Annotated in this window: 17 protein-coding genes; 4 read left to right on the forward strand and 13 right to left on the reverse strand. The window is 64.5% G+C overall.

Features of this window, described 5'->3' with window-relative positions; translation table 11 throughout:
* Positions 1–88 precede the first annotated feature (88 nt).
* From ACZXDY_RS36275 to ACZXDY_RS36315, 9 genes are all read right to left on the reverse strand, one after another.
* A complete protein-coding gene (locus tag ACZXDY_RS36275; protein WP_464348835.1) occupies positions 89–1,087 on the reverse strand; it encodes an ABC transporter ATP-binding protein in 999 nt (332 codons plus the stop codon).
* A complete protein-coding gene (locus tag ACZXDY_RS36280) occupies positions 1,084–2,097 on the reverse strand; it encodes an ABC transporter ATP-binding protein (RefSeq protein WP_464348836.1) in 1,014 nt (337 codons plus the stop codon). The genes ACZXDY_RS36275 and ACZXDY_RS36280 overlap by 4 nt, the downstream gene beginning before the upstream one ends.
* Positions 2,097–2,990 carry an ABC transporter permease gene (locus tag ACZXDY_RS36285; RefSeq protein WP_028167254.1) on the reverse strand — a complete coding sequence of 298 codons (894 nt, stop codon included), beginning with the start codon at positions 2,988–2,990 and terminating at the stop codon, positions 2,097–2,099. Before ACZXDY_RS36285 ends, ACZXDY_RS36280 begins: the two co-directional genes overlap by 1 nt.
* A 3-nt stretch (positions 2,991–2,993) precedes the next feature.
* Positions 2,994–3,941: an ABC transporter permease gene (locus ACZXDY_RS36290; protein ID WP_464348837.1), complete on the reverse strand. Its 948-nt coding sequence runs from the start codon at positions 3,939–3,941 to the stop codon at positions 2,994–2,996.
* Positions 3,942–4,142: 201 nt separating this feature from the next.
* On the reverse strand, positions 4,143–5,738 hold the full coding sequence (locus ACZXDY_RS36295) for an ABC transporter substrate-binding protein (RefSeq protein WP_464348838.1): 1,596 nt from the start codon (positions 5,736–5,738) through the stop codon (positions 4,143–4,145).
* A gap of 148 nt (positions 5,739–5,886) precedes the next feature.
* Entirely contained in the window at positions 5,887–6,774 is an 888-nt protein-coding gene (locus ACZXDY_RS36300; protein ID WP_464348839.1) for a TauD/TfdA dioxygenase family protein, read from the reverse strand.
* A gap of 73 nt (positions 6,775–6,847) precedes the next feature.
* Positions 6,848–7,546: a DUF2270 domain-containing protein gene (locus ACZXDY_RS36305; RefSeq protein ID WP_464348840.1), complete on the reverse strand. Its 699-nt coding sequence runs from the start codon at positions 7,544–7,546 to the stop codon at positions 6,848–6,850.
* Between the two features lie 125 nt (positions 7,547–7,671).
* Positions 7,672–9,222, reverse strand: a complete 1,551-nt coding sequence (locus ACZXDY_RS36310; protein ID WP_464348841.1) for an AMP-binding protein — start codon at positions 9,220–9,222, stop codon at positions 7,672–7,674.
* Positions 9,223–9,238: 16 nt separating this feature from the next.
* Positions 9,239–10,393, reverse strand: coding sequence for an iron-containing alcohol dehydrogenase (locus ACZXDY_RS36315; protein WP_464348842.1), 1,155 nt, complete (start codon positions 10,391–10,393; stop codon positions 9,239–9,241).
* Positions 10,394–10,746: 353 nt separating this feature from the next.
* Between ACZXDY_RS36315 and ACZXDY_RS36320 the strand changes: the two genes are divergently transcribed.
* The 3 genes from ACZXDY_RS36320 (at position 10,747) to ACZXDY_RS36330 (ending at position 16,464) form a co-directional block, all read left to right on the forward strand.
* Positions 10,747–11,883 (forward strand): efflux RND transporter periplasmic adaptor subunit, encoded by a 1,137-nt coding sequence (locus tag ACZXDY_RS36320; protein WP_464348852.1) that lies wholly within the window; start codon positions 10,747–10,749, stop codon positions 11,881–11,883.
* On the forward strand, positions 11,880–15,035 hold the full coding sequence (locus ACZXDY_RS36325) for an efflux RND transporter permease subunit (RefSeq protein ID WP_464348843.1): 3,156 nt from the start codon (positions 11,880–11,882) through the stop codon (positions 15,033–15,035). Before ACZXDY_RS36320 ends, ACZXDY_RS36325 begins: the two co-directional genes overlap by 4 nt.
* Positions 15,036–15,273: 238 nt before the next feature.
* Positions 15,274–16,464 carry an ABC transporter substrate-binding protein gene (locus ACZXDY_RS36330; protein ID WP_464348844.1) on the forward strand — a complete coding sequence of 397 codons (1,191 nt, stop codon included), beginning with the start codon at positions 15,274–15,276 and terminating at the stop codon, positions 16,462–16,464.
* Between the two features lie 181 nt (positions 16,465–16,645).
* On the opposite strand, the gene ACZXDY_RS36335 is transcribed toward ACZXDY_RS36330, so the two are convergent.
* The 4 genes from ACZXDY_RS36335 to ACZXDY_RS36350 are packed head-to-tail and all read right to left on the reverse strand — an operon-like array spanning position 16,646 to position 21,266.
* On the reverse strand, positions 16,646–17,035 hold the full coding sequence (locus ACZXDY_RS36335; RefSeq protein ID WP_028167245.1) for an MAPEG family protein: 390 nt from the start codon (positions 17,033–17,035) through the stop codon (positions 16,646–16,648).
* Between the two features lie 25 nt (positions 17,036–17,060).
* The gene (locus ACZXDY_RS36340; protein ID WP_464348845.1) at positions 17,061–18,143 is read right to left on the reverse strand and encodes a lipocalin-like domain-containing protein; all 1,083 of its coding nucleotides are present in this window, start codon (positions 18,141–18,143) and stop codon (positions 17,061–17,063) included.
* On the reverse strand, positions 18,133–20,595 hold the full coding sequence (locus tag ACZXDY_RS36345; protein WP_464348846.1) for an ABC transporter permease: 2,463 nt from the start codon (positions 20,593–20,595) through the stop codon (positions 18,133–18,135). The genes ACZXDY_RS36340 and ACZXDY_RS36345 overlap by 11 nt, the downstream gene beginning before the upstream one ends.
* Positions 20,592–21,266 (reverse strand): ABC transporter ATP-binding protein, encoded by a 675-nt coding sequence (locus tag ACZXDY_RS36350; RefSeq protein WP_464348847.1) that lies wholly within the window; start codon positions 21,264–21,266, stop codon positions 20,592–20,594. The genes ACZXDY_RS36345 and ACZXDY_RS36350 overlap by 4 nt, the downstream gene beginning before the upstream one ends.
* A gap of 145 nt (positions 21,267–21,411) precedes the next feature.
* Between ACZXDY_RS36350 and ACZXDY_RS36355 the strand changes: the two genes are divergently transcribed.
* A complete protein-coding gene (locus ACZXDY_RS36355) occupies positions 21,412–22,704 on the forward strand; it encodes an MFS transporter (protein WP_208827674.1) in 1,293 nt (430 codons plus the stop codon).
* Positions 22,705–23,039 lie beyond the last annotated feature (335 nt).

Consider the following 23,039-nt stretch of genomic DNA (forward strand, 5'->3'; position numbering starts at 1 on the left):
AGCCTCAACGCGTAGGGTGGGGAAAGCGCAGCGTGCCCACCATCACGAGCACGACACTTGATGGTGGGCACGCTGCGCTTTGCCCACCCTACGGCGCGTTGGCGCGCCCCGTTCCCTCATTCAGCCAGCATGCCACCTGATGTCTTGCGGCCGCTTCCACCAGCGGCGGGCGCTCGAGCTTGCAGCGGTCCATCGCGTAGCGGCACCTTGTATGAAACGCGCAGCCGCTAGGCGGGTTGATCGGGCTCGGCACGTCGCCTTCAACCAGAGGCGTCAGCCGCTTGATCCGGGGATTGGCCACCGGCACCGAGGCGAGCAGCGCCTGGGTGTAGGGATGGCGCGGGTTGGCGAACAGTTCGGCCTTGTCTGCGATCTCGACGATGCGGCCGAGATACATCACGGCGACGCGGTGGCTGATATGAGCGACGACGGCGAGATCGTGCGCGATGAACAGATAGGAGAAGTTGCGCTGGCGCTGCAGGTCGATCAGCAGATTGATCACCTGCGCCTGGATCGAGACGTCGAGCGCCGAGACCGGCTCGTCGCAGACGATCAGGCGCGGCCCGAGCGACAGCGCGCGGGCGATGCAGATGCGCTGGCGCTGGCCGCCGGAGAATTGGTGCGGATAGTTCTTCATCTGGTCGGGCCGCAGGCCCACTTGCTGGAACAGTTCGGCGACGCGCTGCTGCTTGCGCTCGCCCGACGCCAGTCCGTGCACGCTCAGGGGTTCGCCGACGATGTCGCCCGCGGTCATGCGCGGATTGAGCGAGGCAAACGGATCCTGGAACACGATCTGCATCGAGCGGCGGTGGGCACGCAGCTCCGCTTTGCTCAGATGCGTGATCGCCTCGCCGTTCAGCCGGATCTCGCCGCTCGATGGCTCGACCAATCGCAGCACGCTGCGCGCCACCGTTGACTTGCCGCAGCCGGATTCGCCGACCAGTCCCAGCGTCTCGCCGGGAGCCAGTGAAAAGCTGACACCATCGACCGCATGCACGGTGCCGACCTGCCGGCGCAGCACGCCGCCGCGCACCGGATAGTGCTTCACGAGGTCAGTGACCTCCAGCAGCGGGCGCGCTTCGGTCATGAGGCCTCCGCCATCTCGCTCGCGCGCCAGCAGGCGGCAAGGTGCCTGCCGCCGAAATCGCCGAGCGGCGGATATTCCTCCCGGCAGCGCGGGATCGCGAACCGGCAGCGCGGCGCGAACGCGCAGCCCGTCGGCAGTTTCGTCAGCGACGGCACCATGCCCGGGATCTCGACCAGCCGCACATCGGCCTTCACGTCGAGCGACGGCACGGCCGGGATCGAGGCCATCAGGCCGCGCGTATAGGGGTGCAGCGGATTCTCGAACAGCGCCTCGACGCTGGCTTCCTCGACCTTCCTGCCGGCATACATCACGATCACGCGCTGCGCCGTCTGCGCGACCACGCCGAGATCATGCGTGATCAGGATCAGCCCGGTGCCGAGCTTCTTCTGCAGATCGACCATCAGTGTCAGGATTTGCGCCTGGATCGTGACGTCGAGCGCCGTAGTCGGCTCGTCCGCGATCAACAGCGCCGGCCGGCAGGCAAGCGCCATCGCGATCATTGCGCGCTGGCGCATGCCGCCCGAAAGCTGGTGCGGATATTCCTGCGCGCGCCGCTCCGGCTCGGGGATGCGAACGAGGCGCAGCATGTCGACCGCCTGCCGCCAGGCCTCCTTGCCGCTGATCTCCTGGTGCAGGCGCAAAGCTTCCGTGATCTGGTCGCCGATCCGCATCACCGGATTGAGCGAGGTCATCGGCTCCTGGAAGATCATGGAGATGCGGTTGCCGCGGATCCTGCGCATCGCCTCGTCATCGAGCGCGAGCAGGTTCTTGCCTTCGAGCACGATCTCGCCGCCAACGATCTTGCCGGGCGGGTCCGGCACCAGCCGCATCACCGAGAGCGCAGTCACGCTCTTGCCGCAGCCGGATTCGCCGACGATCGCCAGCGTCTCGCCGCGGCGGACGCTGAAGGAGACATCGTCAACCGCCTTGAACAATCCCGAATTGGTGAAGAACACCGTTTTCAGGTTCTTCACCTCGAGCACCGCTTCTGCCTTGCCTGCTTCGCTCATCAGCCGCGCTGCCTTGGATCGAGGATGTCGCGCAAGGCGTCGCCGAACAGATTGGTGCCGAACACCGCGAGGCTGATCGCGATCCCCGGGAAGATCACGAGCCACGGCGCGACGCGCACATATTCGGCGGCCGATTCCGAAAGCATGCGGCCCCAGGACGGATAGGGTTCGGGTATGCCAAGGCCAAGAAACGACAAGGATGCCTCCGTCAGGATGGTGGAGCCGAGCTGCGCGGTCGCGAGCACGATCAGGGGGGCCAGCGTGTTCGGCAGCACGTGGCGGAATGCGATCCGCATCTCGCTCATGCCGATAGATTTCGCCGCCTCCACGAACGGCAGTTCGCGCAGCGCGAGCGTGTTGGCGCGGATCACGCGCGCCACCGTCGGAATTAACGGGATCGCGATCGCGATGATGACGTTCGGCAGCGACGGACCGAGCGCGGCCGTCATCACAAGTGCCAGCACCAATAGCGGCAGCGACTGCAGGATGTCGGTGATGCGCTGGAACAACAGATCGACCCAGCCGGAGAGATAGCCGGAGGCGAGCCCGACGATGACGCCGATCGATGCGCCGAGCGCGGTCGAGCCGAGACCGACCGCGAGCGAGATGCGCGCGCCATGGATGATGCGGCTCCAGACATCGCGGCCGAACGAATCGGTTCCGAACCAGTGCAGCGCATTGGGCGCGGCCAGGCGGTGCGCCGAATCGACGGCAAGCGGATCGTAACGGCTGATCAGGTCTGCCGAGAGCGCCATCGCGACGAACAGCACCATGATGACGAGGCCGATCGTGCCGAGCAGGTAACGCTGCGCGAGGAACGTCAGCCGCCGCCAGCCATGCGTGGCATCAGCGCCAGCGCGTTTCAGTTCGGCATCGAAGTTGATAACTGCCAAGAGTTAGTCTCCGTAGCGAATGCGCGGGTCGATCGCGGCGTAGAGCATGTCGATCGTGAAGTTGACGACGACCACGACGACGGCGATGAACATCACGAGGTTCTGCACGATGGGATAGTCGCGCCAGCGCAGCGCCTCGACCAGGAAACGCGCGACACCGGGGATGTTGAACACCGTCTCGGTGACGATCAATCCGCCGATCAAAAACGCCGCCTCGATGCCGATCACGGTGATCACAGGCAGCACCGCGTTCTTCAGCGCGTGGTGATAATTGACGGAGGCGTCCGATGCGCCCTTGGCGCGGGCGGTGCGGATATAGTCCTGCCGCAGGATCTCCAGCATCGAGGAGCGGGTGATGCGCATGGTCAGTGCCGCGCTGCGGAAGCCGACCGCCATCGCCGGAATGCAGTAGATCGCGAACGCCTCGGCCCAGGTCTGCGGGTTCGGGTTGTAGATCGGCATCCAGCCGAGCATCGACACTGACGCCATCAGGATCAGCAGTCCGAGCCAGAATGACGGCAGCGACAGCCCGCTCAGGCTGACCACGCGCAAGGCATAGTCGAGCCGCGTGCCCTGATGCACCGCGCTCAGTACACCCAAGGGAATGCCGATCGAGGCCGAGAACAACAGCGCCAGGCCGGCGAGCCTCGCGGTGATCGGGATCCGCGGCAGGATTTCCTGTAGCGCCGGTTTTTCGGAGACGTAGGAATAGCCGAGATCACCGTGCAGCAGCCCGCCGATCCACTTGAGATATTGCAGCACGATCGGGTCGCTGAGGCCGAGTTCCTTCTCGAGATTGGCCTTGTCGGCGGGATCGACATAGCCGGCGGCGTCGAACAGGATATCGACGATGTTGCCGGGCACGATGCGCAGCAGCACGAAGATGATGACCGAGATCCCGAACAGGGTCACGAGCATCAGGAAGAGGCGCCGGACGATATAGGCTAGCACCTGGCCGCTCTCCTCTTGTCGTCTGCGCCGCTACAGCAGGACGGTCGCGGTTACTACCTCCCCCCAGCGGGGAGAGGTCGGCGCAACGCGCCGGGTGAGGGGCCGCGGCGCCCGCGCCTTCAGCGCGACCTCTCCCTTTGGGAGAGGTGGGGACTCCCGACGCGGAGGCTGACTCGATCCCATCTCGTCACCTCGCGGACGCTACTTGTCCATCCAGACGTCTTCGTAACGGTAGCCGTTGTAGGAGCTGTTGGACATCACCGTCACGTTCTTGACGTAAGGCTGCCAGCAGGTTCCGGTGCGGCTGTGCAGGATGATCGGCCGCGCCACGTCTTCCTGCAGTTTCTTGTCGATCTCCCACACCAGCTTCTTGCGCTTCTCGGGGTCGGTCTCGGCCGACTGCTGGTCGAACAGCTTTTCGATCTCGCGGTTGCAGTAGTTGGTGTAGTTCCGCTCGGAGTCGCAGGAATAGTTCTCGTAGAACGACTGGTCGGGCTCGTCGACCGCGTTGCCGGTGAGGTTCAGGCCCAGCGAATAGTCCTTGCGCGCGACCTTCGGGAACCATTGCGCGGTATCGACCACATCGAGCTCGGCGTCGATATAGATGGTCTTGAGCTGGTCGATCAGGATGATGGCGGGGTCGCGGTAGATCGGGATGTTGCGAGTCGAAACCTTGATCTGCAGATGCTTGTCGGGGCCGTAGCCCGCCTTCTGCATCAACTTGCGCGCCTGCTCGCGGTTGGCGCTGACGTCGGGCCCATAGCCCGGGATCGTCTCCAGCATCTCCTTCGGCATCGCCCACAATCCCGCCGGCGCGGGCTGCATGCTGCCGCCGATGTCGGCCTGTCCCTCGAACAGGATCGAGATGAACGCCTTGCGGTCAAGGGCGAGCGCCAGCGCGCGGCGGATGTCGAGATTGTCGAACGGCGGCGCCGACGAATTGATGATGATGTTGGTGGCAACGTTGCTCGGTTCCACCACGCAGATCGCATTGGGCGCCTGCGATTTGACATCCTTCAAGAGCGGGATCGATACTTCAGTCGGGAACGTCATGTCGAACTTGCCGGAGACGAAGCCAAGGATCGCCGTCGAGCGGTTCGGCACGATGGTGAATTCAATGCCGTCGAGATAGGGCAGGCCCTTCCTGAAGTAGTCCGGGTTCTTCGTCAGCTTGATCGACTCGTTGGCCTTGAACTCGACGAACTTGAACGGACCCGTGCCGATCGGCTTGGTGCGCATTTCCGCCGGCGAGACATGGCAGGGATAGATCGGGCTATAGCCGGAGGCGAGCAGCGACAATAGCGCGGGCTGCGGCCGCTTCAGGTTGAATGAGGCCTCGTAATCGCCATTGATGGTGACGTCATTGACCTGATCATACCAGGATTTCCGCGGGTTCTGGCGGAACTTCTGTTGCGACTTGCCCATCAACAGGTCGAAGGTGCATTTGACGTCGGCCGAGGTGAACGGCTTGCCGTCATGCCATTTGACGCCGTTGCGAAGCTTGAATGTCAATTTCTTCTTGTCATCGCTCCAGGCCCAGCTCTCCGCGAGTTCCGGCACGATCGTATCGACGCTGTTCTGCGGAATATGCTGGTTGAAGATCACCAGGTTGTTGAAGATCGGCATGAAGGGAACGTTGAACGAATAGCTTGCGCCTTCGTGGATCGAGGCGCTGCCCGGACTGTCGCGGTGATACATTTTAAGAATGCCGCCGGACTTCGGTGTTTCCGCCAGCGAAACATCGTAAGCCGAAAGCCAACATAGCGCTGCCACGGCCAGCGCTCGCACGCTCCGCATCATTTCCTCCCGACATTCGGTCTCTATGGCCGATTTGGCATGGAGGATACCATGGTGTGAGGTCTGAGCAACCAGCGTCGTATGCATGAGGATCGGCAATTCGGATGAAATGCCGAGCCTGCGACATTAGGCGCTGCAATGCGGGCCGCTATTCTGCCGCTTGTGGCGAGGGCAGGCCCATGCCGGCGAGACCGTCGGCGTCTGTCGCCGAGATCGTGGTGCGTATCATCAGTCGCGGCTCGTGCGCCGGCCACGGCCGCCCGCGATGCATGGTGGCGCGGTTGTCCCACATGACGACATCGCCCTGCCGCCATTTGTGCAAGTAAGCCGTCCCCGGCGCGGTGGCTGCCGCCATCAATTCATCGATCAGCTTCTTGCCTGCCGCAGGCGCCATGCCTTCGATCGCATAGGCGTGCGATGCAAGATAGAGTGCGCCGCGGCCGTTGGTGGGGTTGCGCCACACCATCCGCCAGCACACCGGAGGCAACACCGCCATCTCCTCAGGCGTTGCAAGGCCGGGCGCGATCTGGTCGCGCGAATGCGCGTAGGAATGCCAGGCGAAGGAATTTTCGAGCTGCTTTGCGAGGCTCTCGTCAAGCAACTCGAACGCAAGGCGGGTGGAGACGAATTCGGTCTCGCCGCCATGATCGGGAATCACTCGTGCCGACAGGATCGAGGTCAGCGCCGGCACGCGCTTGAAGGAGGAATCGGTGTGCCAGAGCTGGTTGGCCTTGCTGCGCAGCGCCTGGCGATGATCGGGTGGCACCACGTTGCCGTCGGGACCGATGGTCGTGAGGATCACGAAATGCGATCCCGTTCCCATGGAACCGATTTTTGTCACTTCCGGCGGGCCGAAACGGCGCGAGAACGCCAATTGCTTTTCGTCTGACACGTCCTGGTCGCGAAACACCAGGACCGAGTGCGCTTCAAATGCTGCACGCACTGCAGCATAAGCGGCCTTGCTTCTGGCGACATCGCCCAGCGTCACACCGCGAATTTCCGCAGCGAATCCCGGACCAACCCGGACCACGTCCATCGGGCATCCTCCCTAGTCTTTTTGTTGCTCAAGACTTAGGGCAAAAGCTGCAGCCGGGCAACGCGATGATGCATCAACCCATCGCGATGAGGCTCTGCCGCTCGCGTCGGTTGGCGATTTCGACGCGATATGTGACAAAAGCAAAAATCCCCCAGCTTGCATGGAAGAGAACTCCCGCAAGAACGACCAGGCCGCCTGGAATGGGACCGATCGCGGCGCGCTCCCAAACCTCGCCAAGCGTGGTCAGCGGCACCGGATGGATCGCGAGCTTGCCGTAATAGGCGATCGCCTGGATCGCGAAGATCCAGCCATAGGTGCGGCGCAGCCTTCGCCCGATCGCGCGCGCATAGCTGATGTGATAGCTCGGATTGCGGTAGTCATTGGCGAGCAGTTCGGTCCAGGCCGAATCCGGGTTAAGCCGTTCGCCACGGATCATCGGTGCGAAGAAATCGGTTTCGAACAGCCGCGCGCGGGCGCGCCAGACATTGAAATAGCGGTAGCGGCGGGCCTCGAACAGCAGGAACACGGTGACAAGCAGGCCGACGAGGACCATCGGCAAAGGCGACGCGTCGGCGCTGCTGTAGGTGGCCGACAAGGCAATGCCCGTTGTCACCACCGCCCAGTTGGTCGAACTGTCGAGGCGCGTGCGCCAGACTGTGCTTCGGTAAACTTCGCCCCGGTAGAGGTGGGCGAGGGCGCCAATCTCTGCGGCGGTGAATTCGAGCCTTGGGGCCGGTAGCGGCGTGGGCTCGCGTGGCTCGGGCAATGCCATGGCGTGCCTCCCGACGAAGCTGGCAGACGGGCAGGCACTATAGCGCAGACACGCCCCAGCGAGCGAGTCCGGTCTCGGCGCACACGTCCACGCCTTCGTCGCAGCGCGAGCGCAGATAGGCCAGCTCACACGATACGCGAGGTCTTGTTGCCCCAATAGCGGTCGCGCAACAGGCGTTTGTAGAGCTTGCCGGTCGGCAGCCGCGGCAGTTCCGCCTCGAAATCGATCGAGCGCGGCACCTTCTGGCGCGACAGCGATTGCGCGCAGAACGCGATCAATTCCTCGGCAAGATCGGGTCCCGGCACCACGTCATGCATCGGCTGCACCACCGCTTTCACCTCCTCGCCGAGATCGGCGTTGGGCACGCCGAACACGGCGGCGTCCGCGACCTTGGGATGGGTGATCAGGAGGTTCTCGCACTCCTGCGGATAGATATTCACTCCGCCGGAGATGATCATGAAGGTCGAACGGTCGGTGAGATAGAGATAGCCGTCATCGTCAACATAGCCGACGTCGCCGACCGTGCTCATGCTGCCGTCCGCCGAGCGTGCCTCGCGCGTTCTGGCGGGATCGTTGAAATATTCGAAGGCCGAGGCGGTCTTGAACCACACCGTGCCCGGCGTTCCCTTTGGGCTCGGCTGCATGTTCTCGTCGAGGATATGCAGGTCGCCGAGCAGCACCTTGCCGACGGTGCCGCGATGCGAAAGCCACTCCTCGGTGTTGCAGGCGGTGAAGCCGAGACCCTCGGTCGCGCCGTAATATTCGTGGATGATCGGCCCCCACCAGTTGATGATGTCCTCCTTGACGAGGGCAGGGCAGGGAGCGGCGGCGTGGATCGCGATCTCCAGCGACGACAGGTCGTAGCGTTTGCGCACCTCCTCCGGCAGCTTCAGCATTCGCGAGAACATCGTCGGCACGAGCTGGCTGTGCGTGATGCCCCATTGCTCGACGAGCTGCAGATAACGCTCGGGATCGAAGCTCTCCATGATAACGACGGTGCCGCCGATGCGGATGGTGAGATTGACGGCCGCCTGCGGCGCCGAATGATAGAGCGGCGCGGGCGACAGATAGATCATTCCTTCGCGGTAGTGCCAGAGTTTCTGCAGGAAATCGAACAGCGGCAGTTGCTGTGACGGCGCTTGCTCCGGCAGCGGCCGCAGGATGCCTTTGGGCCGACCTGTGGTGCCGGACGAATAGAGCATCGCGGTGCCGATCGCTTCATCCTCGATCGGCGTCGCAGGAAGGCCCGCAGTCACCTGCTGTAGCCCGACGATGCGATCGCTTTCGCCCTCGCCGTCGGCGACGATGCAGAGCTCGACCTCAGGACATTCCTTCAGCGCCTCGCGCGCGACGTCGAGTTTTGCCCTCGACGTGATCAGGATGCGCGACTGGCTGTTGGTGAGGATGTAGGCGAGCTCGCTTGGGGTCAGATAGGAATTCACGCAGGTGAAATAGAGGCCGGAGCGCTCGCCGGCGCCGCAGGCCTCCAGATAGCGATTGTTGTTCTCCATGAAGATCGCATAGTGCTCCAGCCGCTTCAGGCCGCATTTTCGAAACAGGTGCGCCAGGCGGTTGCTGCGCACCTCGAGCTCGCGATAGGTGACGGTCTCGCCCGTCGTAGCCATGATGAAGGCCGGTTGCAACGGGCGCAGATAAGCGTGCTTTCCGGTATACATCGGTGGAAAATGTCCCTCATGCTGCCAACACAAGAATCTCGCGGACCTGCTCGGGGCCCGCGATGGTGCGCGGATTGCGTGGAACCCATGGCGTCTTCATCGCCTGCGCCGCGATATGGTCGAAATGTTCGGGGCCGATCCGCACGTCCTGAAGGCTGCGCGGCAGGCCCAGTCCGCGGATGAAGTTGTCGAGCACGTCGCCGGCGTCCTGACCGGGATGGCCCATGGCGGCGGCGACCTGCGCCTGCCGCTCGGCATTGGCGGACTTATTCCAGCGCATCACCGCCGGCAGCATCACGCACGAAGTATAGCCGTGCGGCACGTCGAATTCGGCACCGAGCACATAGCCGATGCCATGGCTCGCGCCCATCGGCACGCCAGCGGCGAGCGGCCCGGTCGACAGCCAGGTGCCGATCTGGCAGTCCAGCCGCGCGTCGATATCGGTTGCGTCGGCTTTGACCTGCGGCAGCGCTTGCGCCAGCATCGACAGTCCCTTCAGCGCCTGTGCATCGGCATAAGGGTGCGATTCCTTCGAGCAGATGCCCTCGACGCAATGATCGACCGCGCGGATGCCGGTCGAAAGCCACAGCCATTCCGGCGTATGCAGCGAAAGCCAGGGATCGAGGATGACGGCGCGCGGCATCACCATGGGATGGGTCAGCAGCTCCTTGACCCGTTTCTTCTCGTTGGTGACGCCGGCGATCGCGGTGAACTCGCCGCCTGCGATCGTCGTCGGCACGCTGATCTGGCGTACGATGGGTGCATTGATTTGAGGCGTTACGCCGTGGCTGGTGCGGACTTTGTCGATGTCGTCGGCCTTGCGGATACCATTGGCGAGGCATAGCTGCACCGCCTTGGCGCCGTCGGTGATCGAGCCGCCGCCGATCGTGACGATAAGGTCGGCTTTCGCGGCGCGCGCCTGCTCGGCTGCCGCGACCACGGCGGAGCGCGGCGTATGCGGCGGCATCGCATCGAAGGTGCCGGCGCAGGCTGTGCCCAGCGCGGCGCGGATTCGCTCGATTTCGTCGGTCGTGCGGTTGAGCGTTCCGCTGACCATCAGGAAGGCGCGCTGCGCGGCCACACGCGCCACCTGCTCGACGATCGCCTCAGCCGCTTGGCGGCCGAACACGACCTCCTCCATTGCGCCAAATACGACACGTCCTCGGTGCACGAGCCGACCCTCCCTGAAAGATTTATTTTCTTTGACGGCAATCTAACGGAGCCGGAACGGCTCGTCATGCCCTTAGATGCGCCATCGGCGTCCGCGGGTGGGCTTTGCGGAGGTGATTGCCGCCTGCGTTGGCGTGCGGCCACGAAAAATGGGCAGCGATTTTGCTTGATCCCGTCCCTCTCTTGAACAGACTGTCCTCCGGTCACATCTGTGACCTCCGCTGCGCGTAAGCTGCGCATCCGAGCGGCGTTACCCGCGCCGCCTGTGCTGTTCAGGGGGAGATCGACTTGGGCGCGAACGACAGGACGGGGAACCTCACGGCCAACTCACGGCGCGGCGTCAGCGCGCTTGGCTTGCTCATTGCCTTGGCAACGTCTGCCTTGGCATTGTCGGGCTGTGGCGACAAGCAGCAGCCACAGGCGGCGGCGCCGGCCCCTGCGGTCACGGTGGCGCAGCCGACCAAGCGCACGGTCACGGATTGGGACGAATTCACCGGGCGGTTCGAAGCGATCGAGGAGGTCCAGGTTCGCGCCCGCGTCGGCGGCTTCGTCACCAGCGTCGAGTTTCGCGATGGCGCCATCGTCCGCGCCGGCGACCTGCTTTACGTGATCGATCCGCGCCCGTTCGAGGCCGTCGCCAAGCAGGCCGAGGGACAACTTGCGGACGCGCGTGCCAAGGCGGAGCTCGCCAAGCGCGAGCTCGACCGCGGCCTGAACCTGGTTCAGACCAGTGCAGTCTCCGAACAGGTCGTCGACCAGCGCCGTCAGGCCTTGCAGGCAGCCCATGCCGCCGAGACGCAGGCCGAGGGCGCGCTCAAGGCAGCCCAGCTCAACATCGAATTCACCCATGTGCTGGCGCCGCTCACCGGCCGCGTCAGCCGCCATCTCGTCAGCGTCGGCAATCTTGTGCAGGGCAGCGAGGGCGGCGCGACCCTGCTCACCTCGATCGTGTCGCTCGACCCGATCTACATCTATTTCGACGTCGACGAGGCGACCTATCTGCGGAACAACCGGCTCTGGTTCGAGGGCAAACGGCCGAGTTCGCGCGATACGCCCAATCCGGTTCAGGTGACGCTGACCGGCGAAACCAAGCCCTCGCACGAAGGCAAGATGGATTTCCTCGACAATCGGCTGGATGTCTCGACCGCCACCCTGCGGAGCCGCGCGGTGATTCCGAACAAGGATCTCTCGATCCTGCCCGGACAGTTCGGCCGCGTGCGGATCATCGGCAGCTCGCCTTATGAGGCGCTGCTCGTGCCCGACACGGCTGTCGCCACCGACCAGTCGCGCAAGATCGTGTTCGTGGTCAAGGACGACGACACGGTGGAGGCAAAGCCCGTGACGCTCGGCCCGCTCGACGAAGGCCTGCGCGTAATCCGCGAAGGCCTCAAGGCGGACGACCGCGTGATCGTCGATGGTCTGCAGCGCGCCCGCGTCGGCACCAAGGTGAGCCCGCATCCCGCACAAGCCGCGAGCGGTGGCAAATCATGAACCTCGGGCGGCTTTCCATCAACCAGCCCATCCTGGCGATGGTGCTGTCGATCGTGCTCCTGATCGTCGGCGCGATCGCCTACACCACGCTGCCGGTCTCGGAATATCCGCAAGTGGTGCCGCCGACGGTGGTAGTCACCACCAACTATCCCGGCGCCTCCGCGCAGACCGTCTCCGACACCGTCGCTGCCCCGATCGAGCAGGAGATCAACGGCGTCGAGGACATGCTGTATCTCTACAGCCAGGCCACCTCGAACGGCCAGCTCACCATCACCGTGACCTTCAAGCTTGGCACCAACCTCGACACCGCCCAGGTGCTGGTGCAGAACCGCGTCGCGATCGCGCAGCCGCGGCTGCCCGAAGAGGTGCAGCGCAACGGCGTGACCACGCGCAAGAACAGCCCTGATATCCTGATGGTCGTGTTCATGCTGTCGCCCGATGACAGCTTCGACCAGCTCTACATCTCCAACTATGCGCTGCTGCAGGTCCGCGACCAGCTGCTCCGGCTCGACGGCGTCGGCGACATCCAGATCTTCGGCGCGCGCGATTACTCGATGCGGCTGTGGCTGGATCCCGACCGCCTCGCCAATCTCGGCCTGACCTCAACCGAGGTGCTGGCGGCGATCCGCGCGCAGAACCTGCAGATCGCGGGCGGACAGATCGCGGAGCCGCCGATTGCGGATCGCGCGTTCCAGCCCAACCTTGTCTTTACCGGCCGTCTCAAGGATCCCAGGCAGTTCGAGGATATCGTGGTCAGGGCCGGCGCCGACGGCCGCACCGTGCGCCTGCGCGACGTTGCCCGCGTCGAACTTGGCGCGCTGTCCTATAGCACCAACAGCTTCCTGCTCAAGAAATCGGCGGTCGGCATGCTGGTGACGCAGCGGCCCGGCTCGAACGCGCTCGCCACCGCCAAGGAAATCTCCGATACGATGGTCAAGCTCAAGGCGAGCTTCCCGAAAGGGCTCGACTACAATATCGGCTACAACCCGACCGAATTCATCGCGCAATCCATCCACGAGCTGATCAAGACCATCTACGAGGCGATGCTGCTCGTCGTCATCGTGGTGCTGGTGTTCCTGCAGGGCTGGCGGCCGGCGATCATTCCGATCATCGCGATCCCGGTGTCGCTGGTCGGCACCTTCGCGGTGATGGCTGCGCTCGGCTTCTCGATCAACAATCTGACGCTGTTCGGCCTGGTGCTGGCGGTCGGCATCGTGGTCGACGACGCCATCGTGGTGGTCGAGAATGTCGAGCGACATCTCGAGCACGGAATGAGCCGGCGCGATGCCGCGCTCAAGACGATGGAGGAGGTCGGCGGAGCGCTGGTCTCGATCGCGCTGGTGCTGTGTGCGGTGTTCGTGCCGACCGCATTCCTCGGCGGCATCTCCGGCCAGTTCTTCCAGCAATTCGCCGTCACCATCGCGGTCGCGACCGCGATCTCCTGCTTCTGCTCGCTGACGCTGTCGCCGGCGCTGGCCTCGCTGATCCTGGTGCCCCATGAGGAGAAGCGGCCGGCGGCGCGCTGGAATATCATTGCCCGTGGCTGGGAGAAGTTCACGGCCGTCTTCAACCGCCTGTTCGACCGCCTGTCGCATGGCTATGCCGCAGCGGCCGACTTCGTGATCCGCCATACGGCGGTGATGCTGCTGATCTATGTCGCGCTGATCGGCAGCGCCGGCTGGTTGCTCGCGACCACGGCACAGGGCTTCATTCCGGCGCAGGATCGGGGCTACATCATCGTGTCGGTGCAATTGCCGGGGGCGGCATCGCTGGCTCGCACCACGGCGGTGGTGCGCGAGATCGAGCGGATCGCGCTCGATACGCCGGGCATCGTGCGCGTTGCGGCCTTTGCCGGCTTCTCGGGCGCGACACGCACGCAGTCGGGCAATGCCGCGGCGCTGTTCCCCGTGTTCGATGAGCCGGAGGCGCGCCAGAAGAAAGGGTTGTCGGCGACCGCGATCACGGCCGAGCTGCGCAAGCGCCTGTCTGTGATCCAGGGGGCCTTCATCATCGTGATCCCGCCGCCTGCGGTGCCGGGTATCGGCACCGGCGGCGGCTTCACCATCCGCATCCAGGATCGCCAGGGCCGCGGCCCCGAGCTGCTGGCCGCCGCGACCGACGAACTTGTCGCTGCCGCGCGCAAGTCGCCATATCTCACCTCGGTGTTCTCGCCGTTCACCGCGAATACGCCGCAAGTGTTCGTCGACATCGACCGCATCAAGGCGCAGAAGCTCGGTGTGCCGATCGCAAGCATCAACGACACCATCCAGACCTATTTCGGCTCGACCTACGTCAACGACTTCAACCTGTTCGGCCGCACCTATCACGTCACCGCGCAGGCTGACCTGCCGTTCCGCAAGGAAACCTCCGATCTCGCGCGGCTGCGCACACGCAATGCCGCGGGCGACATGGTGCTGCTCGGCAGCGTGGTCGAATTCCGCGACGTCTCCGGGCCCGACCGCGTCGCGCGCTACAACCTCTATTCGGCATCCGAGCTGCAGGGCGAGCCGGCGCCCGGCACGAGCTCGCAGACCGCACTCGACACCATCAAACAGCTCGCCGATGCAACGCTGCCGAGCGGTTTTGCGTTCGAGTGGACCGACCTGTCGTATCAGCAAATCACCGGCGGCAATGCCGGGCTCTACGTGTTCCCGATCTGCGTGCTGTTCGTCTATCTCGTGCTCGCCGCGCAATATGGCAGCTGGAGCCTGCCGTTCGCGGTGATCCTGATCGTGCCGATGTGCCTGCTGGCTGCGACCATCGGCGTGCGCATCATGGGGCAGGACGTCAACATCCTGACCCAGATCGGTTTCGTCGTGCTGGTCGGCCTCGCCGCCAAGAACGCGATCCTGATCGTCGAATTCGCGCGTGACATCGAGGCCGAGGGCAAGCCGCGGCTGGAGGCGGTGATCGAGGCCTGCCGCCTGCGGCTGCGGCCGATCCTGATGACGTCGTTCGCCTTCATCCTCGGCGTTCTGCCATTGGTGGTCTCGACCGGCTCGGGCTCGGAGATGCGCCAGGCGGTCGGGGTCGCCGTGTTCTTCGGCATGCTCGGCGTCACCCTGTTCGGCCTGATCTTCACGCCGATCTTCTACATGGTGGTGCGCGGACTCGCCGATCCCAGGCATCCGAAGAAGCCGGTGGAGGTTTGATCGCCGTTCACCACCGCCGTCATTCCGGGGCATCGCGAAGCGATGAGCCCGGAATCCATTTCTCGGCCAGCGTATGCCGCCCGATGGATTCCGGGTTCGCGCTTCGCGCGCCCCGGAATGACGAGAAGAGAGGTCGGCGCAAGCCCCACTAATGGCTGAGCCGAAAGTGATGGGCAGCCGCAGGGTTATAAAATATCATTCGCTTATATTCCGAACAGAAACTGCAGGGAGATCATTTATGAAATCGGGATTGCTCGCCGCCGTCGCCCTTGGCGGCCTTTTGCTGTCAACTCCGAGTTTTGCCCAGGGCGTCAAGATCGGCATCCTGAACGACCAGTCCGGCGTCTATGCCGATTACGGCGGCAAGTATTCGCTCGAGGCCGCCAGGATGGCGATCGAAGATTTCGGCGGCGAGGTGCTGGGGCACAAGATCGAGCTCGTCACCGCCGATCACCAGAACAAGCCCGATCTCGCCTCTGCGATCGCGCGGCGCTGGTACGATACCGAAGGCGTCGACATGATCACCGAGCTGACCACCTCTTCGGTGGCGCTCGCGGTCCAGGAACTCTCCAACGAGAAGAAGAAGATCGACATCGTCGTTGGCGCGGCGACCTCCCGCATCACAGGCGATGCCTGCACGCCCTACGGTTTCCACTGGGCCTATGACACCCGCGCCCTGGCGGTGGGCACCGGCGGCGCGCTGGTGCAGGCGGGCGGCGATACCTGGTTTTTCCTGACCGCCGACTACGCCTTCGGCTACGCGCTGGAAAAGGACACCAGCGACATCGTCAAGGAAAAGGGCGGCAAGGTGCTGGGCTCGGTGCGCGTGCCCCTGAACTCGTCGGATTTCTCGTCCTTCCTGCTGCAGGCGCAGAGCTCGAAGGCGAAGATCGTCGGCCTTGCCAATGCCGGCCTCGACACCACCAACTCGATCAAGCAGGCGGCCGAGTTCGGCATCGTCAAGAGCGGGCAGAAGCTTGCTGGCCTGCTGATGACGCTGTCCGAGGTCCACGGTCTCGGGCTGGAAGCCGCGCAGGGTCTTGTGCTCACCGAAGGGTTTTACTGGGACCACGACGACGCCTCGCGCGCCTTCAGCGAACGCTTCATCAAGCGCACCGGCCACATGCCGAGCATGATCCACGCCGGCACCTATTCGGCGACGCTGTCCTATCTGAAGGCCGTGAAGGCCGCCGGAACCAAGGACAGCGATGCGGTGGCGAAAAAGCTGAAGGAGCTGCCGGTCGACGACGCCTTCGCGAAGGGCAAGGTGCAGGAGAACGGCCGCATGGTGCACGACCTCTACCTGTTCGAGGTCAAGAAGCCCTCGGAATCGAAGAAGCCGTGGGACTATTACAAGCAGCTCGCCGTGGTGCCCGGCGACAAGGCCTTCTTCACCGCCAAGGAAAGCGGCTGCCCGCTGACGAAGTGATGCTTTAGCAACCACTCGGTCGTCATCCCCGCGAAAGCGGGGATCCATAACCACAGTCGGTCGTTGTGGTGCGCGCAAGCGGTTGCGGCGGAGCACACCACGAGCGCTTGGGGTTATAGGTCCCGGGTCAAGCCCGGGACGACATGGGAGTTTGAAGGGCCGTCAATCTCAAATAACCCTCTCAGGAAATCACCTTCCACGTCGCGGCCCCCAACGCGCCACCCCACAGCACGATGCACACCAGCGCCTGGATGCCGAAGCCGGGGCCGCGCTTTTCGACGGCTTGGCGATAGCCGATGAAATAGACGATGCGGCCGATGATCCAGACCACGCCGAGCGCGGCTGCGATCGCGTCGCTGATATAGATCGCAAACAGCCACAGCGAGGGCAGGAAGATCGGCATCCATTCCAGCGTGTTCATCTGCACCCGGAAGATGCGCTCGAAATCTGGATCCCCCGAGATCGCCGGCAGCTTGACGGCGAATGTGTAACGCGCCCGCGCAACAGTCGCCGAGGTGAAGAAATAGAACGCGATCGCAAGGCAGGTGACGATCGCCGTGTCGTGATACATGGAGAGCCTCCCTTGAAGTCGCCGCTCAATAGCCGGTCAGTTCGAGATAGCCGACGCCGGCATGGCTGCCGGCAAAGCTGATCGGGCCCTCCCAGTAGGAAAAGCCCGTTCCCATCCAGCTTCGCGCGTTGAGCGGCCTGGTTTCGATCTTGACCCCGCGCGCAGGGATTTCGATACGCCATGACGTCGGCACCTTGCGGCCGCCGATCTCGGTGAAGGCGGTGGGCGTGATGCTGTTATCGCTTGCAGCGATCTCGCTTGATCTGCCGTCCGGCTCGATCCAGTTGCCGAACAGGTTGCTCTTGCCGTCCTTCTGGCGCAGCCGGTAGAGCATCAGCTTTTCGTCGTTGGGCAGATGCAGCGAGAACCAGTCCCAGCCGGTCTGGTCGGACGCGAGCGGCTGGCTGCTCCATTCGCGGTCCATCCAGGCCTGCCCGGTGACGTCGACAGGCTTGTTGTCGACGACGATGCGGCCGGCCGCCTTGAAGAAGGGCTGGCTGTAGTAATAGGACGCCTGTCCGCGATCGGACTTCATGCTGTAGCCGCGGTCGCCCTGCAGCACCAGCGCCCGCTCCGCATCGAGCCGGAGCTCGTAACTGAAATCCGCGCCCGTCGCGCTGAGTTTCAGCGGCGCCACTTTGTCCGCATTGAAGCCGTCGAGCCCACGCATCTCCCAGGCATCGATCCAGCCGACAAACGGACTCGTCTCGACGCCGGCCTGCCCGACGCCGCCGCGCGCAAATGTCTCGGCATAGCGATGGGTGTCGGCGCGGGTGACCGCGGCGTGTCCCATCCAGATTTGCTGGTTGGCCCAGCCTTCAAGCTGCGCGCCGGCGCGCATCGCCTGCCGGAACAGCGTCCATTGCACGCCATGGGCCGTGCCAGCCGGATCAACGAGGTTCGCGGTCACATACCACCATTCGATGCGGAATTCCGGATGCGGGCCGTGATCGAGCGGAAAGACGAAACGCTTGCCAGGCGTGACAGGCGCAAACCCGTCGGCGGTCTCACCAAGCCCGGCGAAGCCTTGCGCATGCGCCTGGCTTACGACGCCAACTGCAAGCGCGCCGCCCATGAACGCGCGGCGCGAGATCGGGTTAGCGTTCATTGACAAAGATCCGTATCAGGCTCGCCGGCTGCATCCGCGCCAGCCGGATGACAGGCAATAGCGCAGCCAACAGCGCCGCCGCCAGGGCAACGCCGAGCAGTTCCACCAGTTGCAACGGGAACACCTGGAACGGCAACCGCCAGCCGAAAGCTTTCACATTCACGACCGCGAGCAGGCACCACGCCACCAGAAGGCCGAGCGGCAGCGCGAACAGTGACGTGATCAGCGCCACCGCCATCGTCTTCAATAGTTCGATCCTCGCGAGCCGCTGGCGCGTCAGCCCGATCGCCCACAGCGGCGCAAGTTGCGGCAGGCGGGAATTCGCCAGCGTCAGGAGGCTCGTGAGCAGCGCGACGCCGGCGACGCCGAGCGTGAAGGTGTTCAGTGCTGACGTAACCGAGAAGGTGCGGTTGAAGATGCGTTTCGACTCCGCCTTCACCGTCGTCTGATCAGCGACGCTGCGGTCATCGAGGCCGAACTTCTGCTGCAGCTCGGCAATCAGCGCGGGCACGGCGGGCGGTGGGACGCGGAGGCCGAACCGTGTCTGCGGCACTTCCGGAAAGTGCCGCGTCAGCGCGGCAAAGTTCACCGCCACCTGGCCCTTGGGATTGCCGTAGTCGGCATAGATGCCGACGATCTCGAGCGGCCAGTTGCCGCCGGGCGCGGGCACCTCGATCCGGTCGCCGATCGCAAGCTTCAGCCGCCGCGACAATTGCTCGCTGGCAAAGCAGGTGTCGCCGGCGCGCAGGCGGTCCCATCCATCCGATCGCGACTCCAGCAGCGGCCAGTTGTCGCGAAAGGTGGCCTGATCGGGCAGGCCGAGCACCTCGATCGGCATGCCTGCAAGCTGCGCATCCGCGCGGCCACCGGGCAGGATCGCCTGCACCTCGCTCCGCTGGCGCATCCAGGTCTTGATCTCACTTGCCTGCGCATCACTGGCCGCGTTGACATAGACATCGGCAGCGAGCCGTCCGTCGAGCCAGACCAGGAAAGTGCGGCTGAAACTCTCCACCATGGTGCCGACGCCGACATTGACTGCGAGCGCTAGCAACAGCGCCATCAGCGCCAGTGACAATCCCGAGAGCTGCTGGCGGCTGTCGGCCCAGAACCAGATACTGACCGGCCGCCCGGCGCTGCGTTGGCCGAGCGCAAGTGCGATCTCCAGAATCATCGGCAGGATCAGCGCGGCACCGAGCATCAGCGCGGCGAGCACGGCAAAGCCCGAGAGCAGGGAATCGCCGAACCAGAGAAAGCCGCCGGCCACGGCAAAGGCGGCAAGCGCGGCAGCGCTCTGAAACACCAGCCAGCGCCGCTGCGCCTGCTGCCAGGCCTGCGGCTGCGCCGATGATAGCACCGGCATGCGGATCGCCTTGGCAAGGCTCGCGGCGGCGGCCGCCAGCGCGCCGAGGATGCTGATCGCGATGCCGGCGAGCCACCACTCGCCCTTCAATGTCAGTTGTCCCGGAATCTGCGCGCCATACAGCCCGCGCAACGAGGCCGCGACGTCGGGTAGCAGCGCCGCGGCGATGACATAGCCGCACATCAGTCCCACCAGGCCCGCGACCAGCGCGAGCGATACCAGCTCGGCTACCAGCACGCTGTTCAGCATCCGCGCCGACACGCCGCAGGCGCGCAAGGTGCGCAGCATCGGCAGCCGCTGCTCGAAGGCAAGCCCGATCGCGGAGTTGACGATGAAGAGGCCAACGAAGAACGACAACAGCCCGAACGCGGTCAGGTTGAGATGGAAGCTGTCGGTGAGGCGCTCGAGATCGGTTTCCGCGTTGGGCTCGACCAGGCGCAGCCGGTCGCCTGCGATGCTTTCGAGCGGCGCGCGCCTGGCGCTGGATTTGCCGATCAACACGCGCGAGATTTGATCCGGCATCTTCAGGATCTGCTGCGCGATCCCGATGTCGACAACGAGCACGCCGGGCACGAGCTGCGCCTGCACGCGGGGTGGCGGCAGCAGCACGCCGCCATTCGACGATGGCCGCTCGCCCTCTTTGAGGCCAAGGTCTGCCAGCGTCTCCGGCGCCACCAGCATTTCACCGGGCGGCGTGACAAAGGACTGCAGATCGGTCCGGCCGATCACGGGCGCAGTGCTGACTTCGCCCGGCAGCGTCACCGGCTCGATGCCGAGCAGCCGGAACGATCGTCCGCCGATCTGCAGGCGCCCCTCGACCACGGGCGAGACCGGCCAGCCGGCGCGGCGCAGATCGACGAAGAGGTGTTGCGGAAAACTGGTGCTGTCGCGACTGACGAGCATCGCGGTGCGGGTGCCGCCGAAGGTCGCCGCCGCCCGATCATAGGCGTTGCGCGCCTGCTGGTTCAGCGCCTGCACGCCGCTCCACAGCGCGGTCGCGGAGATCAATCCGATCAGCAGCGTCGCAAGCTGCATCGGATGCCGACGCCAATGGCTGAGCAGAACTGCCAGCGTCCACAGCGCCCGGCTCATGCGATCACCCCCGCATGCAAATTGACCTGGCGGTCGAGCAATGCTGCGAGCCGCGCGCTATGTGTCACCATCAGGAAGCCGCACCCGGTCCGCGCCACCAGATCGCGCGCCAGCGCCAGCACCTCGTCGGCGGTCTCTTCGTCGAGATTGCCGGTCGGCTCGTCTGCGAGCAGCAGCAGCGGCTTGGGCGCCAGCGCGCGGCCGATCGCGACGCGCTGCTGCTGGCCGCCGGACAATTGCTCCGGATATCGCTTCAAGAGCTCCGCCAGTCCAAGCCGCTGCACCAGTTCGTCGTGCCATTTCGGATCATGCCGTCCGGCGATCCGCGACTGAAAGGTAAGATTGTCCGAAACCATCAGGCTCGGGATCAGGTTGAATTGCTGGAACACCAATCCCAGCCGGTCGCGACGCAGTGCAGCACGGCCGGCCTCGCCGAGGTTGGAAAGGCTGACGCCGTCGAGAACGATCTCGCCGCCATCGGCGGCATCGAGCCCGGCGATCAGGTGCAACAGCGTGCTCTTGCCGCTGCCGGATTCGCCGGTCAGCGCCACGCTTTCGCCCGCGGCAACCGCAAGGTTGACGCCGCGCAGCACCGCGATGTCCTCGCCGGCCGAACGATAGCTTTTCCTCAGGCCGGTGACCTCGAGCACGGGACGATTTCCACTTGGCATGCGCTGTCGATGCCACGGCAGGGCCGGCAGGTCAAAATCCACGGTTGCCTTGTCAGGAAACCCAAGGCTAGCATCGGGCACAACCTGGCCGACAGAGCCGAACAACCGAGCCGAGCAAGCGAGAAAACCGCGGGGAGAACCAAGCATGACCGCACAGCCGACGCCGAAAGGCGCCTGGAAGATCACCTTCCTCCTGTTCCTGTTCATGCTGGTGAACTTCGCGGATAAGATCGTGGTCGGCCTCGCCGGCGTTCCGATCATGACTGAACTGAAACTCGATCCGGAGCAGTTCGGCCTGCTCGGCTCCTCCTTCTTCTTCCTGTTCTCGATCTCGGCCATCGTGGTCGGCTTCATCGTCAACCGCGTCGAGACCCGCTGGGTGCTGCTGGTGCTGGCGCTGATCTGGGCGCTGGCGCAGTTCCCGATGGTCGGCACCGTCGGCTTCGCCACGCTTCTGATCTGCCGCATCATCCTCGGTGCGGGTGAGGGGCCTGCGGCGTCGGTGGCGGCGCATGCCATCTTCAAATGGTTCCCCGACGAGAAGCGAACCTTGCCGATTGCGATCCTGTCGCAGGGCTCGGCGTTCGGCGTGATCCTGGCGGTCCCGGCGCTGAACTGGATCATCGTCAATCACGACTGGCACTATGCGTTCGGCGCCCTCGGGATCGTTGGGCTGATGTGGGTGGTGGCGTGGGCGATCCTCGGCAAGGAAGGCCCGCTGGTGGAGAGCGCGGCGACGGCGGCCAGCGAGCAGCGCATTCCCTATTCGCGGCTTCTCACCTCGCGGACCTTCGTCGGCTGCGTTGCCGCCACCTTCGGCGCGTACTGGGCGCTATCGCTTGGGCTCACCTGGTTCACGCCCTTCATCGTCAAGGGACTAGGCTATTCGCAGCATCAGGCCGGCTTCGTTTCGATCCTGCCATGGGTGTTCGGCGCCGTCGTCGTCATGCTCACGGGCTGGGTTTCGCAGTCGTTGCTGGCGCGCGGTTTCACCACCCGCGGCGCGCGCGGCGTGCTCGGCTCGGTGCCGCTGATCGTCGGCGGCATCATCATGGCCATCATGCCCCACGTCGCGCCGGGCGGAATGACGATCGCGCTGCTCGTCTTCGGCTCCGGCCTCTGCGGGTCGATCTATGTGGTCTGTGCGCCGATGATCGGCGAGTTCACCCCGGTGTCGCAGCGCGGCGCCGTGATCTCGATCTATGGCGCGCTCTACACGCTTGCCGGCATCGTGGCGCCGGCGGTCATGGGCAGCGTGATCCAGCACGCGGGGAATCTGTTCGACGGCTACATGACCGGCTTCACCATCAACGCCGCGATCATGATCACATCCGGATTGCTCGGCCTGCTCTTGCTCTGGCCCAACACCGAACGCGCAAGGCTGCGCGGCGAAGTGGTGCCATCAAGCGAATTGAAGAGCGCGGTATCGCCGACATAGTTTCGGTGTAGTGAGGCTAACACAGCGTCCGCACACTCGAACTGCCTCTCCCCTTGTGGGAGAGGCCGGATTTCGCGCGTAAGCGGGAAATCCGGGTGAGGGGTATGCCTCCACGAGTCGTGGTCCCTCGATAGGCCGCACCCCTCACCCGCATCGCATTCCGCTTCGCTGCATGCGATACGGCCTCTCCCACAAGGGGAGAGGCGGGAGCGCGCAGCGCCGTTCTCGCGCTTTCTTCGCGCCGTTTTCGTGGGGCAGGCAAAGCGACTTGTCCGCCGTAACTCGAACAGCGAAGGCAAAGTCAGCATCATCACCCGATTGTGGATGTCTGCCGA

This window comes from Bradyrhizobium sp. LeoB3 (genome assembly GCF_055456055.1).

Coding starts and splice junctions, on each gene's coding strand:
- ACZXDY_RS36275 (WP_464348835.1), bottom strand. CDS start 1,087: ATGACCGAAGCGCGCCCGCTGCTGGAGGTCACTGACCTCGTGAAGCAC.
- ACZXDY_RS36280 (WP_464348836.1), bottom strand. CDS start 2,097: ATGAGCGAAGCAGGCAAGGCAGAAGCGGTGCTCGAGGTGAAGAACCTG.
- ACZXDY_RS36295 (WP_464348838.1), bottom strand. CDS start 5,738: ATGCGGAGCGTGCGAGCGCTGGCCGTGGCAGCGCTATGTTGGCTTTCG.
- ACZXDY_RS36300 (WP_464348839.1), bottom strand. CDS start 6,774: ATGGACGTGGTCCGGGTTGGTCCGGGATTCGCTGCGGAAATTCGCGGT.
- ACZXDY_RS36305 (WP_464348840.1), bottom strand. CDS start 7,546: ATGGCATTGCCCGAGCCACGCGAGCCCACGCCGCTACCGGCCCCAAGG.
- ACZXDY_RS36310 (WP_464348841.1), bottom strand. CDS start 9,222: ATGTATACCGGAAAGCACGCTTATCTGCGCCCGTTGCAACCGGCCTTC.
- ACZXDY_RS36325 (WP_464348843.1), top strand. CDS start 11,880: ATGAACCTCGGGCGGCTTTCCATCAACCAGCCCATCCTGGCGATGGTG.
- ACZXDY_RS36330 (WP_464348844.1), top strand. CDS start 15,274: ATGAAATCGGGATTGCTCGCCGCCGTCGCCCTTGGCGGCCTTTTGCTG.
- ACZXDY_RS36335 (WP_028167245.1), bottom strand. CDS start 17,035: ATGTATCACGACACGGCGATCGTCACCTGCCTTGCGATCGCGTTCTAT.
- ACZXDY_RS36340 (WP_464348845.1), bottom strand. CDS start 18,143: ATGAACGCTAACCCGATCTCGCGCCGCGCGTTCATGGGCGGCGCGCTT.
- ACZXDY_RS36345 (WP_464348846.1), bottom strand. CDS start 20,595: ATGAGCCGGGCGCTGTGGACGCTGGCAGTTCTGCTCAGCCATTGGCGT.
- ACZXDY_RS36350 (WP_464348847.1), bottom strand. CDS start 21,266: ATGCCAAGTGGAAATCGTCCCGTGCTCGAGGTCACCGGCCTGAGGAAA.
- ACZXDY_RS36355 (WP_208827674.1), top strand. CDS start 21,412: ATGACCGCACAGCCGACGCCGAAAGGCGCCTGGAAGATCACCTTCCTC.